Genomic DNA, 15,382 nt, shown 5'->3' with positions numbered 1-15,382 from the left:
CCCCGCCCCGCGGGGATACCCGGCCCCCGCCACGGCGGCCGGTGGCCGGCTCACCGTGCACCGGCCCGCCCAGCCATGAGCAGTTCGAAGGAGCCCACGATCATGACGGACGTTTCCAGCCGGGGCCCCGCTCCGGGCGACGACCGCGAGGTACTCACCAACCGACAGGGCCACCCGGTCTACGACAACCAGAACCAGCGCACGGTCGGCGCCCGTGGCCCCGCCACGCTGGAGAACTACCAGTTCCTGGAGAAGATCAGCCACTTCGACCGGGAACGCATCCCCGAGCGCGTCGTGCACGCCCGCGGCGTCACCGCCTACGGCCACTTCGAGGCGTACGGCACCTGGGGCGACGAGCCGATCTCCCGCTACACCCGCGCCAAGCTGTTCCAGGAGAAGGGCAAGCGGACCGACGTCGCCGTCCGCTTCTCCACGGTCATCGGCGGACGCGACTCCTCCGAGACGGCCCGCGACCCGCGCGGCTTCGCCGTGAAGTTCTACACCGAGGACGGCAACTGGGACCTCGTCGGCAACAACCTCGGCGTCTTCTTCATCCGGGACGCCATCAAGTTCCCCGACGTCATCCACGCCCTCAAGCCCGACCCGGTCACCTTCGAGCAGCAGCCGCGCCGGATCTTCGACTTCATGTCGCAGTCGCCGGAGTCCATGCACATGCTGGTCAACCTGTTCAGCCCGCGCGGCATCCCGTCGGACTACCGCCACATGCAGGGCTTCGGCGTGAACACCTACAAGTGGGTGAACGAGGCCGGCGAGACCAAGCTGGTCAAGTACCACTGGATGCCCAAGCAGGGCGTGCGGTCCATGACCGAGGAGGACGCGGCCAACGTCCAGGCGGAGTCCCTCGGCCACGCCACCAAGGACCTGTACGAGGCCGTGTCCCGCGGCGAGTACCCCGAGTGGGAACTGCTGGTCCAGATGATGGACGACCACGACCACCCGGAGCTGGACTTCGACCCGCTGGACGACACCAAGACCTGGCCCGAGCAGGACTTCCCGCCGAAGCCGGTGGGGCGGATGGTGCTGGACCGGATGCCGGAGAACTACTTCGCCGAGAACGAGCAGATCTCGTTCGGCACCGGTGTCCTCGTCGACGGCCTGGACTTCTCCGACGACAAGATGCTCGTCGGCCGGACCTTCTCCTACAGCGACACCCAGCGCTACCGCGTCGGCCCCAACTACCTCCAGCTGCCGGTCAACCAGGCGAAGAACGCCTCGGTGCGCACCAACCAGCGCGACGGCCAGATGACGTACCACGTGGACGGCGGCGGGGAGAACCCGCAGGTCAACTACGAGCCGTCGATCACCGGCGGTCTGCGCGAGGGGCAGTTCCCGACGCACGACGAGCAGGGCCCGGAGATCCGCGGCCGGCTCACCCGCAAGCGCATCCCCCGCACCAACGACTACCTCCAGGCGGGCCAGCGCTACTGCCTGATGGAGGACTGGGAGCGCGACGACCTGGTGAAGAACTTCGTCGACCTCTTTGGCCAGTGCGACAAGGAGGTCCGCGACCGCATGGTGTGGCACTGCTACATGGCCGAGAACGACCTCGGCCGCCGGGTCGCCGAGGGGCTGGGCATCACGCCCGAGGACATCGCCCACCTGGAGCCGCTGCAGAGCCAGGACCTCACGGACGAGGACCGCAAGCGGCTCGCCAACCTCGGTGACAACCCCCCGCGGGACGTCGAGGGGCTCACCATGACGCACTGCGTGCCCAACGAACGGCACGTGGTGACCCGCTGACCCGCCGCCCCACCGACGTGCTCGGGCCCGCCCCGGCGTGCGTCCCGGTGATCACCCCGATCACCGACGGCGCCGTCGGGCGGTGACCCGGCCGCGGCTCGGCGGTCGCATCCCGGCACAGGCGTGCGCCGGCCACCCATGAGGGCGGCCGGCGCACGCGGGTGCCCGGCCCCGGGCCGCCGGGGGACCGCGGCCGACCGCGCAGCGCCCACAGGCCCACGGCCCGCCACGCGCGGTGGGACGGCCGAGGCGCGCCGACGGCCGGCCGGGCGGCCCGCGCGGGACCGGCTCCGGATGCACCCGCCGCCGGTCACGCGGGACGGTGAAATCCGGTCCGCCGGCGATCGAACCGCCGGGCGCCGTGGGACTGATGGGACCATGACGAGTTCTTCGTTCCAGCGCACCCTCATCCTGCCGGCCGCCGTCTGCGAGCAGGCCGCGCACCACCTCGAACAGGCCGCCCGGCGCACCGTCGACGGGGCCGGCATCCCGCTGAAGGCGTTCCGTTCCGCCGCGGACAGCGACTACACCCTCCCCGTCTCCGTGGTGGAGCAGGCCGCGGGCTGCCTGCTGGTCCTGGCGACCGAGACCGCGCAGCAGGTACGGCCCTCGGCCCTGCGCGCCACCATCAGCGTCGCCCTGGCACTCCGGGACGCCGTCGAGGCCCTCCACCAGCCCGCGCTCACCACCCGCTACTGGTGAGCACGCCCCGCCCGTCGCATGCCCGCACCCCGTGGGGGAACCCGACGCCCCGTCCCGCACCCACGGAACCTCAGGAGAAGGCATGAGTCTGCTGCGCGTCCTCGGCCGCCCGATGCTGGCCTCGATGTTCGTCGCGGGCGGTCTGGAGTCCGTCCGCAACCCGAAGAGCGTGGCACCGGCCGCCGAACCCGTCGTGCAGCCGGTGACCGAGCGCGTCGCGGTCCTGCCCGACCGCACCGAGGAGTCGGTACGGCTGAGCGGCGCCGTCCAGGTCGTCGGCGGGCTGCTCCTCGCCACCGGGCGCCTGCCCCGGCCCGCCGCCCTCGCGGTCGCCGCCACGCTGGTCCCCACGACCCTGGCGGCCCACCGCTTCTGGGAGGTGGACGACCCGTCGGAGCGCTCCGCGCAGCGCGTCCACTTCCTGAAGAACCTGTCCATGCTCGGCGGGCTCCTGATCGCCGCCGACGACACCGGCGCCGCCCCCTCCCTGCTGTGGCGCGGCCGGCACGCCGCCCACGACCTGCGCCGCGACGCCCACCTGGTGCGCCGCTCGGTCAGGGCCGGCGCCCGCCCCGCCGCCGTGGCGGGCCGGGTCCGCGCCAAACTGCCCGGCTGACCACGGCCGGGCCGCGACGGCCGAACATCGGGCCGCGACGGCGGAGGACCGGGTCGCGACGGCGGAACACCGTGGTTAGCCCGGCGGGGCCCTGGGGACCCGGGGGAGGACAGTGGCGCCCGGCCGGGTGCCACTGCCGATACGGAGGTGAAGACGATGGGACACGGCGGAAACGTCATCGACGAGCTGGTGACCGACCACCGGGAGGTCGAGGAACTCTTCGGCAAGATCGAGGCGCTGCCGCCCGGTCACAAGGACCGCAAGCTCTACGCCGACCAGGCCACCATGGAGCTGGTACGGCACTCGGTGGCCGAGGAGGCCTACCTCTACCCGGCGGTGCGCGAGCACGTCCCCGGCGGTGCCGCCCTGGCCGACCGGGAACTGCGGGACCACGCCGAGGCCGAGCAGATCATGAAGGATCTGGAGGGCTGCGACGCGGACGACCCCGAGTTCGACCGGCTCATCGGCATGCTGATGAGCGAGATCCGCGAACACATCGCGGACGAGGAGCAGAACCTGTTCCCCCAGCTCCGGGCGGCCTGCGGCACCGAGGATCTGGACCGGCTCGGTGAGAAGGTCCGCCAGGCGAAGAAGACCGCGCCGACCCGTCCGCACCCCGCCGCCCCGGACAAGCCCCCGGCGAACAAGCTGCTCGCGCCGGGCGCCGGCATGGTGGACCGGATCCGGGACGCGCTCAGCGGTCGCGGCAAGGCCGACTGAACCGCAGACCCGCGCGACCGGCACGACGCCGGACCGTCATAGGAGGGGCCCGCACCAGGCGGGCCCCTCCTCGCGTGCCCGCCCCCGTCCGGGCCGCCGCTGTGATCAACCCCACTCACGCCGCCAAGCCCCCTGTGCGCCCCTGCCGTTGGCTCGCGTCCGGCCCCGCCGCGCGGTCCGCGGGACAGGACTCGCCGCCCCCGTCTGCCACGATGGTCCGCGCCTTGTCCCGCGGTGCCGGGGGCCGCCGCGCGACGCAGCCGGTGCTCCGCCCCCCCGCGCCCCCTCGCCCGGAGTCCTCCGGCTCGTCCCCGAGTAGCGCACAGTGTCATCCTCACCCGTACCCGCCCGGCCCACCCCTGCCCCGGACCCCGGTCCGCCGACCGGCGCCGGAAAGGGGGCCCGCTCGCCGTGGCGGTCCCTGCGCCACCGCAGCATGCGCTGGTGGTCCCTCGCCAACTTCGTGTCGAACGCCGGCACGTGGATGCAGCTCACGGTGCAGAACCTGCTCGTGCTCCAGATCACCGGATCGGCCGCCGCGACCGGTCTGTCCATGTCCGTGCAGGCCGCCCCCGCGCTGCTGATGAGCCTCCTCGGCGGCGCCGCGGTCGACCGCTTCCCCCGCAAGCTGACCGCCGCCGTCAGCCAGGCCCTGCTCGGCGCGATCGCCTTCACCACCGCGGTCCTGGTCGCCCTGGACCGGCTCGACCTGGCGTCCCTGATGACCCTGGCCGCCGTCACCGGCGTCGTCGCCACCATCGACGGACCCGCCTGCGCCCTGCTCGGCAACGACCTGGTGCCCGCCGAGGACGTGCCCTCGGCCATCGGCGTGGGCGCGCTGGTGCACAACGCCGGGCGTCTGGCGGGTGCCGCGCTGGCCGGCGTCACCGTCGGCCTCCTGGGGACGGCCGCCGCCTACTTCGCCAACGGGTTCTCGTTCCTCTTCGTCACCGCCGTCATCCCCCTCCTGCGTCCCGTGCGGGGCGCCGCCCGGCGGGTCGCGGAGGAGCGGCGGGCCGGCCGCGGGCGGGGCATGAGCGTGCGCGAGGGACTGGCCTTCTTCGCGCGCCGCCCCCGCCTCCTCGCCCTGGCCGGGGTCACCGGGGTCAGCGCGGTCTTCGGCCGGAACTACGCGCTCACCCTGGCCGTCCTGGTCACCGGCCCGCTCGCGGGTGGTGCCGGGGCGTTCGGCACGGTCTCCACGGTCCTGGCGGTCGGTGGCATCATCGGGGCGCTGCTCGGCGCCCGCCTGCGCAGGCCGTCCGTGCGGCTGGTCGGGGCCCTCGCGGCGGCCGGGGCGCTGCTGCAGGTGGTGGCGGGACTGTCGCCCTCGCTGGCGGTGCTGCTCGTCCTGGTGCTGCCCATGGCGGTGGTCGAGTCCGTCTCCGACACCGCGGGCACCGCCGTCCTGCAGACCGACCCGCCCGCCCATCTGCGCGGCCGGGTGCTGGGCGTGTGGGGCAGCATCGGCACGGTGTGGGGCCTCGGCGGTCCGCCCGCCCTCGGTCTCCTCATGGAGCTCGCCGGGCCGCGCGGTGCCCTGGTCACCGGCGGACTGATCATCGCCGGATCCATCGGAGCCGGTCACCTGCTGCGCGGCCGGCGCACCCCCGCACCGGCGCCCGCGCCCACGTCCGAGCCCGTGCTCGCGCCCGCGCCCGCAGACCGGGGCGACCTCGCCGTCCGTCCCGCGCTGAGCCGCGCGGCCTGACCCCGGCGGCCGGCCCCGCCGACCCGCCGACGGGGCGGGGCCGCCGGGGGTCAGGCCGCCGACTCGGCGCGGAACCAGTCGATGGTGCGGCGCAGCCCGTCCTCGGCGGCCACCCGCGGCTGCCAGCCGAGCTTGTCGCGGGCCAGCGTGATGTCGGGGCAGCGCACGGCGGGGTCGTCCACCGGCCGCTCGATGAAACGGATCTCCGAGTCCGACCCGGCGAGTTCGATGACCAGTTCGGCCAGCTCCAGCATGGTGATCTCACCGGGGTTGCCGATGTTGACGGGGCCGCGCATGCCGTGGGCGGCCGCGGCCAGGATGCCGGCCACCGTGTCGTCGACGTAGCTCAGGGAGCGGGTCTGTCCGCCGTCACCGGTCACGGTGAGCGGCTCCCCGTCCAGCGCCTGCCGCACGAACGTGGGCACGGCGCGCCCGTCGTGGCCCCGCATCCGCGGGCCGTAGGTGTTGAACAGCCGCACGATGCATGTGTCGACGCCGTGCGCGTCGGCGTACGCGGTGGTCAGCGCCTCACCGAACCGCTTGGCCTCGTCGTACACGCTGCGGGGGCCGACCGGGTTGACGTTGCCCCAGTAGCGCTCGTCCTGCGGGTTCTGCTGCGGGTCGCCGTAGACCTCGGAGGTCGAGGCGAGGACGAAGCGGGCGCCCGCGCCCCGGGCCAGTTCGAGGGCGTGGCGGGTGCCGTCGCTGCCGGTGGCCAGGGTGTGCAGCGGAAGCCGGAGATAGTCGGCGGGAGAGGCGGGGGAGGCGAAGTGCAGGACCAGATCGGGGGAGCGCCGCACGGGCAGTTCCTCGGACACGTCGGCCTGCACCAGGGTGAACCCCGGGCGGTCCAGCAGCGGCGCGATGTTCTCCGGCCGGCCGGTGCAGAAGTCGTCGACACAGGTCACGGCGGCGCCCGCGTCCAGCAGGGCGGTGCACAGGTGGGAGCCGACGAAGCCCGCGCCGCCGGTGACGACGACGTGTTCCCACTCCCGCGAGATGACGGTGGTCATGTGCTCAGCCCTCCGGCACGTCGGTGGACGGGCCCGGGTACCCAGCGTGTCGGACCCCGTGTCAGCGTGGGCCCCCCACCGCGCACCGGCACGGCGGGCTGGTACGAACCGGTGAATCACCCGGCGTGAGGGCGGGGCGCGGGCGGAGCGCGGGTCGGTGTGTCACGGGGGCGCGGCGCGCGGGCGGGGAGCGCGCCGCTTCGGGCGGGGAGTGGAGAGGCGTCTGCGTCGGGCGGGGGGTGCAGAGGCGGGTCCGCGTCGGGCGGGGGAGTGGCGAGGCGGGTCCGCGTCAGGCGGTGAGCGTGTGGTCCGGGTCCAGCCGCGCGACCAGGCCGTCCTGGTGCAGCGCGCGCACGGGAGCCAGCAGGTCGGGGTGGCGCAGCAGGACCGCGGCGCGGCTGTCGGCGTCGTCGGGGGCGAGCAGCCGCCGGAACTCGCCCGGCGCGCCGGTGCTTCCGTCGCCCGCGAGCGAGGCCACCGCGCGCGCCGCCAGCCGGGGGTCGCCGAGCAGACAGGCCGCCCAGCTCGCCACCACCTCGTCCACCCAGGTCCGCCAGGCACCCGTGTCGTCCGCCGCTCCGGTCCCGTCCGCCTCCGCGGCGTCGGCGCCGGTGACCCAGTCGAGCCGGGCCGACCCGGCGGGGCCCGCCAGGGAGACGAGCGCGGCGTCCATGGCCGTCGGGTAGCGGAGCAGCGCCGCCACGGTCACCGCCTGCCGGGCCTGCACCTCGCACAGGGCGGCGGACAGCGCCCCGCCGCAGGCGGGGAAGGAGCGGGTCAGCCACTGGGCGGTCGCCGCGACGACCGGGGAGAGATCTGTGTGCACTGCGGGCCGTCCGAACGTCGGAAGTAAGGGGCGCCTTCCCTAAGCACGGTAGTGCCGAACGTGACGGTTCCGGAGTGACCCAAACCTCCTCCACGGCGTGGCGTCGGCCACACCGGTGGGGGCGGACGGTCACCCGGCGGGCGGAGTGTCCCGAGGCGCGGCCGGGGCACCCGACGGCCATGGATCTCCTGAGCCGCCCCCTGGGCGACCGCACGCTGCCCCTGCTCGTCGAGGGCTACGGCTGGCTGCCCAACCGTATGCGCGACAGCGCCGGCCCGGTGGTCCGCACCCGGCTCCTGGGGCGGCCCGCCCTGGCGCTGCGCGGCCCCGACGCCGTGCGCTTCTTCTACGACGAGCGCAACGTGCAGCGGCACCGGGCGATCCCCGAGCCGGTTCTCGGCACCCTGTTCGGCCACGGGGCGGTGCACACCCTCGACGGCACCGCCCACCGGGCCCGCAAGGAACTGTTCCTGCCCCTGCTGGAGCCGGACCGGATCACCGCACTGGTCGACCACGTCACCGCGGCCTGGGACGAGGCGCTCCCCGGCTGGAGCGGACGTGCGGCCGTCACCCTCTTCGACGAGGTGAGCACCGTGCTCACCCGCGGCGTCCACCGCTGGGCCGGCGTCCCGCTGGAGGAGACCGAGGCCGAACCGGTGGCGCGGGACATGATCGCCATGGTCGACGGGTTCGCCACCGCCGGACCCCGCCACCTGCGGGCCCACCGGGCCCGCACCCGGCAGGAGGAACGGCTGGCCCGCCTGGTGGCCGAGGTGCGCTCCGGGCGGGCCGCAGCCCCGGCCGGCTCGGTGCTGGACCTGGTCGCCCGGCACCGGGACGCGGACGGCGGGCGGCTCGACGCGAAGACCGCCGCGGTCGAACTGCTCAACGTGCTCCGCCCGACGGTCGCCGTCAGCTGGTTCGTCGCCTTCGCCGCGCACGCCCTGCGCCGAGGCCCGGAACACCGCGAGCCGCTGAGGGCGGGCGACCCCGCGTTCGCGGTGGCCTTCACCCACGAGGTGCGTCGCTTCTACCCCTTCGTCCCGTTCCTCGGCGGCCTGGCCGTGCGCGACCTCCAGTGGCGGGGCGAGACCCTGCCGGCCGGTGGCCTGGTGGTGCTCGACGTGTACGGGCAGAATCACGACGAGGACCTCTGGGGTGACCCGTACGCCTTCCGCCCGGAGCGGTTCCTGGGCGGGCCCGCCGAGGGCGACACGCTGATCCCCCAGGGCGGCGGCTCCCCGCGGACCGGGCACCGCTGCCCCGGTGAGGGTGTCACCGTCGGCGTGCTGGAGGCGCTCACGGTGCGCCTGGCCCGCCTGGAGTACACCGTGCCCGAGCAGAACCTGACGATTCCGCTGCACCGCGTCCCCACCCGCCCCCGCAGCGGCGTCGTCCTCACCGGGATCCGGCCACCGTCGGAGGGGTAGCGCCCTTCGGGCTGCCGTCGGGCTGTCGTCGGGCGGTCGGCGTCCCCCCGGCTGCCGTGGGACGGTCGGCGCGCTTTCGGCCGCGTCGGGCGGTCGGCGCGGCTCCGGCCGTCGTGGGGAGCGGTCGGTGTACCGGCCCGGGGCCACCGTCGGCGCACGGCGGACCGCCTGCCTGAGGGCTCGGCGGGACGGTGCGCGCCCTGGGGGACGGCCGAACCCCGGTCGGGCCGTCCCCCAGGGGGCCCGGTAGCGGGCGCGGACCCTGGCCCCCGGCCTGCCCCGGCCCCCTGGCCCGCCCCGCGCCCCGTCCCGGCTCCCACCCCGGGCCCCGGGTCCGGCTCCCGCCCCGGGCCCCGCGGCGACACCGTTGCGGGCCGCCGGACGCGACCCCGCGCGAGCAGGGGCCCACGAGGTGGCCGCGCGTGCGGCCGGGCCATCGGTGCCCTGGCCCTGAGCGGGCAGGCGCCACGGCCGGCCTCCCGCCCGCGGTCGGTAGTGCGCTCTCATCTCCGTTCCGTCGCCCGCCAGTTGGCCTCTCGGCCGCCCGGCGTGGGGGCCGCCGTGCGGTGCCCTCCCACGCTCGTGCGGTGCCCTCCGAGGGGCGAGGGGAGCGCCGGTCGCGGACGGTCCCGTGAGGCGCGCCGGGTGGCCGGGCGGCGGCCGAGGGTCCGGGCCGGTGAGGCTCGGTCAGGTGCGGTGCACCCGGCCGGGCGTCGCTGCTGTCCACGCCGACGCCCGGGGTGGGCTGCGGGGGCAATATGGCCTGATGTCCGAGAAGTTCAAAATGTGACAGAAGTTATTTCTGAGGAAGTTGGCATGCTTCGCCCGATATGGGTGATTCGAATGGTGAAGGTGACCGCTACGTCTCAGGGAGATGGTGTTATGCCTTCCGAAGAAAAGGTCCTCGACGAACTCACCGGAATCCGGAGCGCCGACATCGAGGCGGCACTCGACCCGGCCGAGATCGACGGCGTGTACCGCGACAGCCGGCAGTGCGCCGCGCTGGCCCTGTCCTCCGGGACGACGCAGCTCCTTCTGTCGCCGCCCACCCCGCGGCCGAAGAAGGGCTGACCGGATCGACGGGAGTGAAATGATGGAGCAGTCAGGCACTTCGACCCTCTTGCAGGGCGCGGTGCAGGACCTCGCTTCCGGTGTGGTCTCCGCCCTTCGGGGCGGGGACCACGCGCACGTGCCCCCCGACGGGGCCGACGGCGAAGCGGCGAGCCTCACGCTCGCGGCGGTGCGCGTGGTCGGAGCCGACACGCTGCTGCCGGAGATCCTGTTGCACACCCCGCCCGACCCGGTACGGCTCGCGGTGTTCCGCAAGGCGGTGGAAGCCTTCCCGCCCGGCGCGGACGCCGCTCCGACGGTCCGGTGGAGCCACTGGGCGATGGTCCGCACGCTGCGCACGCTGGATCCCTCCGTCCCCCAGGGGCCGGCCGCACACCCCGACGCCGACTGGCTCGACGGGGCGGACTGGCGCCTGCTCACCCACCAACTCGCCGTCCTGGCACCACTGGCGCTTCCCGGCGAGGACTGCGCCGTGGCCCGGGTAGCCGCGCACCGCCCGGTCGACGTCGCCCGCGGCTTCGTCCGCGCGGTCCGCCGACGGGACTGGCGGCAGGCCGCCGGCGCGGGACGCTGGCTCACCCTGCTGCCCGGTGTTCCCGACACCCTCGGCCTCGCCTCCGGCCTGGACTTCGTGGAACTGATGGGCGGTCAGGACCCCATGGTGGCCCTGCACGTCCAGGCGGCCCGCCTGGCCCGGACGGCCGGAGCGCCGGTGTGACCGGGCACGGCGACGGACCGGCCCGACAGGTCGCCGAGGACGCGCTCGGGTGGGTGGCCGCCCACCGCGACCACTTCCTGCTGGGCGACGACGCCCTCGCCGCCGACGGGCGGGTGGACCGCAGTTGGAAGCCGCTCGGCGAACTGGCCCAGGTGTGCGCCACGGTGACCCGTCACACCGCCCCGGCCGACCCCCTGCACGCCCGGGCGGCCGGCCTGCTGGACTTCGCCTGGCGGCAGACCGCCGAGGGCGAGCTGTTCCTCGGACTGCACCGCCTGGAACCCTTCGCCACGTACCCCCTGGAGGTGTACGCGGCCTTCGCCTCCGCCGGGTTGCGCCACCCCCGCTTCGAGGCGGCCGCCGCTGTCGTCGGCCGTACCCGGGGCTGGCGGCTCACCGAACAGGAGCCCACCCGCCGGCTCGGCGTCCTGCACGCGGAACGGCGCGCCGGCATCCGGCGGCCCGGCGAGGACCCGCCGGCCGTACGCCACACCTGGCTGGGCGGACTGCCGGAGCCGTGGGCCTTCGAGCGCTCCGCCGGGTACGCGCTCACCCACGTGGTCTTCCACCTCACCGATTGGGGCCGTGCCGCGGGCGCCCTGCCGGCGGACCTCGGCGCCTACCTGGCCGACTGGCTCCCCGCCTGGCTGGACACCTGCCTGGAGGCGGGGATGTGGGACCTGGCCTGCGAACTGCTGGCCGTGGCCGCGACCGTCCCGCACCCCGCGGAGGACCCCCTGTTCACCGAGGGCTGGCAGCGCGTCCGGACGGCCCAGCGTCCCTCCGGCGCGCTGCCGGAGGAGGAGGCGGGGCCGTCCCCCGCCCCTGCCGCCGTCCCGGGCGCCGCCCCGCCCCGCGGCACGGACGGCACCGACGGCACCAACGGCACGGACGGCGCCGACGGCTCGGGCGGCACGGACGGCGCCGACGGCACCGACGCCCCGACCGCCGAGCGCTACTTCGCCGGCCACTACCACTCCACCCTCATGGCCGCCTTCGCGGCCGTCCTGACCGCCGCGCGGCCGGTCGGCCCGCTCGCCGCCGCGGTGCGACCCCACGGCGGACAAGGAGTGCCCGCATGACCGACACCCGTCTGATCCACCAGGTCTCGGCCGATGCCCTCGAATGGCTGTGGGCGCACCGCGACGGCTTCCGGCTGGAGACCGACGCCGACCCCGAAGTGGGCTTCCTGGAACGCTTCAAGCCCATCGGCGAACTCGCCCTGATCTGCAAGGTGCTGTTCCGGGAGGGCGTGTCCGGCTCCCGCCAGACCCGGCTCGCCCGCCAACTCCTCGACCACGCCTGGCGGGAGAGCCTGGACGGCGGCCGCATGCTGGTGCGCGGCCAGCGCGAGGAGCCGATCTCCCCGATCCCGTTCGAGGTGTACCTGCCGTTCCGCGAACTGGGCTACAGCCAACCGGAGGTGGAACGCGCGGCGGTCCTCAACCACCGGCTGGAGGGCTGGGTCGCCTTCGAGACCACCCCGACCCGCCGGCTGGGCCTGTCCGCCTTCCAGCGCCGCTTCGGCCTCACCCCCCGGCCCCCGGAGGCCGAGGCCCTGCGCGGCACCTGGCTCGCCCGCACGCCCGAACCCTGGACGGTCGAGGGGCACATCGCCTACGACATCACCCACTGCGTGTTCCACCTGACCGACTGGGGGGAGAACCCCGACGGCCTGCCGCCCGACCTCGCCGACTACCTCGCCACCTGGCTGCCGGTGTGGATCGACGACTGGTGCGACCTGCGGCGCTGGGACCTGCTCGGCGAACTCCTCGTGGTCGACGCCTGCCTGCCCCGCCCCACGATCGACGAGGCGGCGTGGACGGCGTTCGCCGCCGCCCAGCAGCCGGACGGCGCCATGCCCGCGGTCCGGGACATGCCCCTCGGCGACCGGGACGAGGTGTTCGACATCGTCTACCACCCCACCCTGGTCGCGGCGTTCGCGTCCGTGCTGGCCACCTCCCGGGCCCTGAGCGCACTGGCCCGCGCCTCATGACCGGCACCGTCCGCACCCCCTGGCCGGGCCGCCCGCAGCCGCCCGACGAGCCGCCCCCCGCGCCCCCGGACGGCTCGCGCCCGGACGGCACGCCCTTCGACCGCGCGCAGCGGAACGGCCGGGCCCCGGACCCCGGTGACGCACGCCTGCGCGCCCGCCTCGCCGAGGCCGTCGCCGCCGCCGACGCGCCCGACGTCGTCCTCGCCGTCTCCCGCGGGGGCCGGCGCGTCGTCTGCTCCGGCGGCACCGCCCCGCCCCCCGGCCGCCCCCGGGAGAGCCTGCGCTACGAGATCGGCTCGGCCACCAAGGCGTTCACCGGCCTCCTGCTGGCCCGGCTGGTGCAGGCGGGCCGGCTGACCGGCGGGGAACCGGCCGCACCCCTGCTGGGCGGCGACCCGGCCCGGACCGACGCGCCCGTGACGCTCGCCCACCTGATCACCCACACCGCCGGACTGCCCGCCCTCCCGCCCGGCTTCCTCGCCCGCGCCCTGCCCGCCTGGCACACCAACCCCTACGCCCGGTTCCCCGACGACCGCGTGGTCGCCGCGTTCCTGCGGCACCGTCCCCGCCACCGGCCCGGCACCCGCTGGCGCTACTCCAACTTCGGCGTCGCCGTGCTCGGTCACGCGCTCGCCACCGCCACCGGCAGCCCCTGGCCGGACCTCACGGACCGCCTTCTGCTGCGCCCCCTGGGCCTGGACGACACCACCGTGCGGTCCGCCGCCGACGACCGGGACGCCACCGGCCACCGGGCGGACGGGCGGCGCCTTCCCCCCTTCGACCCCGGGGGCTTCCAGGCGGCCGGGGCGGTCCGGGCCACCCCGCACGATCTGCTGACGTTCCTGGAGGCCCACCTCGAACCGTCCCGGTCGCCGGACCTGGCCGCAGCACTCGACGCCGTGCGCACCCCCGTGCTGCGCCGGGGCCTCGGGCACCGGCACGTCCACACGGCGGCCTGGTTCCGCCACCCCGCGGACGGCGGACCGCTCTACTTCCACGGCGGGGCCACCCTGGGCCAGCAGGCGTTCCTCGGCTTCCGGCCGGACACCGGCACCGCCCTCGCCGCGGTCTGCACGCGCCGCTTCCGTGCCCGCGACCCCTTCGTGGCGGGTGCCTACGCCCTCCTCGCGGAAGACTGACGGACCGGGCTCGCCCGCCCCGGCCGTGCGGCAGACCTCAGCGGTACGGCCGGCCCGCCCGCTCCGCCGCACCGCCCGCCCCGCACACGGCGGCGCCGGCCGCGGCCCGGGGGCCGCCGCCGGCGCCGAAGCGGGCCGTACGGACAGGTGTCAGACGCGCTGCCACAGGGCCGGGGTGCCCGCCGGCGCCCACCCGCTCTGCGCCTGGTGGGTCTGCAGGCACCGGTAGCTGACGCCGTCGCGGGTCACCGTGGCACCCGCCTCGTAGACCCGGCCGGCCGTCCACGCCCGGGTGTCGCCGTCCTGCGGGAGGGGCGCCGCCGCCCCCTCCGCGGCCGTGGTCAGCGTGAGCCCGAAGTCCGCGAGCATCGGGTTGACCGGCTGGTAGAACGTCGTGCCGCCGCTCGTGCAGTCGCCGGAGCCGCCCGAGGTGACGCCCTGCGCCTGGGACCCCGCGAGGTAGGGCCCGCCGGAGTCGCCCGGTTCGGCGCACACCGTGGTCCGGGTCAGACCGTCGACCCGGCCCTCCGCATAGCTCACGCTCGTGTCGTGCTGCTCGATCGTGCCGCAGTGCCACCCCGTGGTCGAGCCGGAACGGCACACCGACGCGCCCACCAGCGCCTGCACCGAGCCGGTGACCTGCACGATCTCGCCGTCCTGCGCCTTCACGCCCGCGGTGGGCGTCCACGGGTCGTCGGTGGCGACCCACGCCATGTCCCTGCCCGGGAAGACGGACGCCTCGAAGGTGCCCTGCGCGGTGCGGTCGAAGCCGGTGGTGGGGTCGCCGGGGTCGCCGCAGTGCCCGGCGGTGACGAAGCCGGGCCGCTCGCCCCCGGTGACGGAGAAGCCGACCGAGCAGCGGGCCTCGTCGTTGATGTAGAAGGCGTCGCCGCCGGTGATGTCGGCCAGCAGACGCGGCCGTTGCTCGGCCACCTCGACCGCCACGCCCTCGCCCGAGAGCCCGGCCGCCTCGATGAAACCGGCACCCGCGGCCGCGCTGCGCGCCTGCACCACGACGCGGTTGGTGGGCACGTCGACGTACCACAGCGGGGTGTCGGCGGTGTCCCGGCCGGCCGCGGCGGTGTCCAGCTTCTCCTTGGCCGCCGCGAGGTCGGCCAGGGTCCGGGTGACGACCGCGGCCTCGGCCCCCTGGGCCTCGATGGCCGGGACGTCGGCGGCGTCCGTGGTCGCGACCGTGAGCTCGGCGGAGGTCGCCCCGCGCACCCAGGCCCCGGCGAACCGGTCGCCCAGGGAGTTGCGGAGCACGCCCGCGCGGGCGCCCGCCTCCGCCTCGTTGACCAGGCGCTCCGACGCCTGGGCCGGGGTCAGGTCCAGGTCCCGCCCGAGGGCCTGCAACAGGTGGGCCGGGGGCCGGTCGGCGCCCAGGGTCTGGGCGGCGCCGGGCACCGGCCCGGCGGTGGGGGCCGGTTCGGCCGCCACCGCGGACGGCGCCGCGGCCAGGGCGAGGGCGCCGAGGGCGGCCAGGGCCGTCCGTGCGGCGGTCCTGGCGTGTCTGTGGACCATGCGGGGGATCTCCTTCGTTCGGTGGTGGCATCCACGAGCGTTCGTTCGGTGGTGACGTCCACGAGCGTCCGGGCGTCGTGCCCGGCGCCGGCCGCGGCGTCCGGCACGGCCCCAGTCCTTGCCCGCGACGCCGGAGGGGATGTCACCGGCGGCGG

14 protein-coding genes are annotated in these 15,382 nt (G+C 75.6%); 11 read left to right on the top strand and 3 right to left on the bottom strand.

Annotated features, from left to right (window positions below):
* The first annotated feature begins 102 nt into the window (after window positions 1-102).
* The 5 genes from AB0F01_RS21425 (at window position 103) to AB0F01_RS21405 (ending at window position 5,510) form a co-directional block, all read left to right on the top strand.
* On the top strand, window positions 103-1,761 hold the full coding sequence (locus tag AB0F01_RS21425; protein ID WP_362097970.1) for a catalase: 1,659 nt from the start codon (window positions 103-105) through the stop codon (window positions 1,759-1,761).
* Between the two features lie 378 nt (window positions 1,762-2,139).
* Entirely contained in the window at window positions 2,140-2,463 is a 324-nt protein-coding gene (locus tag AB0F01_RS21420; protein ID WP_362097967.1) for a hypothetical protein, read from the top strand.
* Between the two features lie 82 nt (window positions 2,464-2,545).
* A complete protein-coding gene (locus AB0F01_RS21415) occupies window positions 2,546-3,079 on the top strand; it encodes a DoxX family protein (RefSeq protein WP_362097964.1) in 534 nt (177 codons plus the stop codon).
* 156 nt (window positions 3,080-3,235) lie between these two features.
* A complete protein-coding gene (locus AB0F01_RS21410; protein ID WP_362097961.1) occupies window positions 3,236-3,799 on the top strand; it encodes a hemerythrin domain-containing protein in 564 nt (187 codons plus the stop codon).
* Window positions 3,800-4,124: 325 nt separating this feature from the next.
* A complete protein-coding gene (locus tag AB0F01_RS21405; RefSeq protein WP_362097958.1) occupies window positions 4,125-5,510 on the top strand; it encodes an MFS transporter in 1,386 nt (461 codons plus the stop codon).
* Between the two features lie 50 nt (window positions 5,511-5,560).
* Here AB0F01_RS21405 and AB0F01_RS21400 read toward each other — a convergent pair whose 3' ends face one another.
* Window positions 5,561-6,523, bottom strand: coding sequence for a UDP-glucuronic acid decarboxylase family protein (locus tag AB0F01_RS21400; protein ID WP_362097955.1), 963 nt, complete (start codon window positions 6,521-6,523; stop codon window positions 5,561-5,563).
* Window positions 6,524-6,812: 289 nt separating this feature from the next.
* The gene (locus AB0F01_RS21395; RefSeq protein ID WP_362097952.1) at window positions 6,813-7,349 is read right to left on the bottom strand and encodes a hypothetical protein; all 537 of its coding nucleotides are present in this window, start codon (window positions 7,347-7,349) and stop codon (window positions 6,813-6,815) included.
* Window positions 7,350-7,528: 179 nt separating this feature from the next.
* Here AB0F01_RS21395 and AB0F01_RS21390 point away from each other — a divergent pair, with 179 nt between their 5' ends.
* The 6 genes from AB0F01_RS21390 to AB0F01_RS21365 all read left to right on the top strand — a co-directional run bounded on the left by AB0F01_RS21390 (window position 7,529) and on the right by AB0F01_RS21365 (window position 13,703).
* A complete protein-coding gene (locus AB0F01_RS21390) occupies window positions 7,529-8,779 on the top strand; it encodes a cytochrome P450 (RefSeq protein WP_362097949.1) in 1,251 nt (416 codons plus the stop codon).
* Between the two features lie 882 nt (window positions 8,780-9,661).
* Window positions 9,662-9,850, top strand: coding sequence for a hypothetical protein (locus tag AB0F01_RS21385; RefSeq protein WP_362097946.1), 189 nt, complete (start codon window positions 9,662-9,664; stop codon window positions 9,848-9,850).
* A 22-nt stretch (window positions 9,851-9,872) separates the two neighbouring features.
* A complete protein-coding gene (locus AB0F01_RS21380) occupies window positions 9,873-10,568 on the top strand; it encodes a hypothetical protein (protein WP_362098206.1) in 696 nt (231 codons plus the stop codon).
* Window positions 10,565-11,650: a hypothetical protein gene (locus tag AB0F01_RS21375; RefSeq protein ID WP_362097943.1), complete on the top strand. Its 1,086-nt coding sequence runs from the start codon at window positions 10,565-10,567 to the stop codon at window positions 11,648-11,650. Before AB0F01_RS21380 ends, AB0F01_RS21375 begins: the two co-directional genes overlap by 4 nt.
* The gene (locus AB0F01_RS21370; RefSeq protein ID WP_362097940.1) at window positions 11,647-12,564 is read left to right on the top strand and encodes a hypothetical protein; all 918 of its coding nucleotides are present in this window, start codon (window positions 11,647-11,649) and stop codon (window positions 12,562-12,564) included. The genes AB0F01_RS21375 and AB0F01_RS21370 overlap by 4 nt, the downstream gene beginning before the upstream one ends.
* A complete protein-coding gene (locus AB0F01_RS21365; protein ID WP_362097938.1) occupies window positions 12,561-13,703 on the top strand; it encodes a serine hydrolase domain-containing protein in 1,143 nt (380 codons plus the stop codon). Before AB0F01_RS21370 ends, AB0F01_RS21365 begins: the two co-directional genes overlap by 4 nt.
* A 150-nt stretch (window positions 13,704-13,853) precedes the next feature.
* Here the strand turns inward: AB0F01_RS21365 and AB0F01_RS21360 are convergent, their stop codons facing one another.
* The gene (locus AB0F01_RS21360; RefSeq protein WP_362097935.1) at window positions 13,854-15,227 is read right to left on the bottom strand and encodes an alpha-lytic protease prodomain-containing protein; all 1,374 of its coding nucleotides are present in this window, start codon (window positions 15,225-15,227) and stop codon (window positions 13,854-13,856) included.
* Window positions 15,228-15,382: the final 155 nt, after the last annotated feature.

The sequence above is a fragment of the Streptomyces sp. NPDC029526 genome, assembly GCF_040637405.1.
GTDB lineage: Bacteria > Actinomycetota > Actinomycetes > Streptomycetales > Streptomycetaceae > Streptomyces.
This window is presented reverse-complemented; position numbering and strand designations above follow the sequence as displayed.

Excerpts from the sequence above, each read along its gene's own strand:
- AB0F01_RS21425 (WP_362097970.1), top strand. The coding sequence starts at position 103 with ATGACGGACGTTTCCAGCCGGGGCCCCGCTCCGGGCGACGACCGCGAG.
- AB0F01_RS21420 (WP_362097967.1), top strand. The coding sequence starts at position 2,140 with ATGACGAGTTCTTCGTTCCAGCGCACCCTCATCCTGCCGGCCGCCGTC.
- AB0F01_RS21415 (WP_362097964.1), top strand. The coding sequence starts at position 2,546 with ATGAGTCTGCTGCGCGTCCTCGGCCGCCCGATGCTGGCCTCGATGTTC.
- AB0F01_RS21410 (WP_362097961.1), top strand. The coding sequence starts at position 3,236 with ATGGGACACGGCGGAAACGTCATCGACGAGCTGGTGACCGACCACCGG.
- AB0F01_RS21400 (WP_362097955.1), bottom strand. The coding sequence starts at position 6,523 with ATGACCACCGTCATCTCGCGGGAGTGGGAACACGTCGTCGTCACCGGC.
- AB0F01_RS21390 (WP_362097949.1), top strand. The coding sequence starts at position 7,529 with ATGGATCTCCTGAGCCGCCCCCTGGGCGACCGCACGCTGCCCCTGCTC.
- AB0F01_RS21385 (WP_362097946.1), top strand. The coding sequence starts at position 9,662 with ATGCCTTCCGAAGAAAAGGTCCTCGACGAACTCACCGGAATCCGGAGC.
- AB0F01_RS21380 (WP_362098206.1), top strand. The coding sequence starts at position 9,873 with ATGGAGCAGTCAGGCACTTCGACCCTCTTGCAGGGCGCGGTGCAGGAC.
- AB0F01_RS21370 (WP_362097940.1), top strand. The coding sequence starts at position 11,647 with ATGACCGACACCCGTCTGATCCACCAGGTCTCGGCCGATGCCCTCGAA.
- AB0F01_RS21365 (WP_362097938.1), top strand. The coding sequence starts at position 12,561 with ATGACCGGCACCGTCCGCACCCCCTGGCCGGGCCGCCCGCAGCCGCCC.
- AB0F01_RS21360 (WP_362097935.1), bottom strand. The coding sequence starts at position 15,227 with ATGGTCCACAGACACGCCAGGACCGCCGCACGGACGGCCCTGGCCGCC.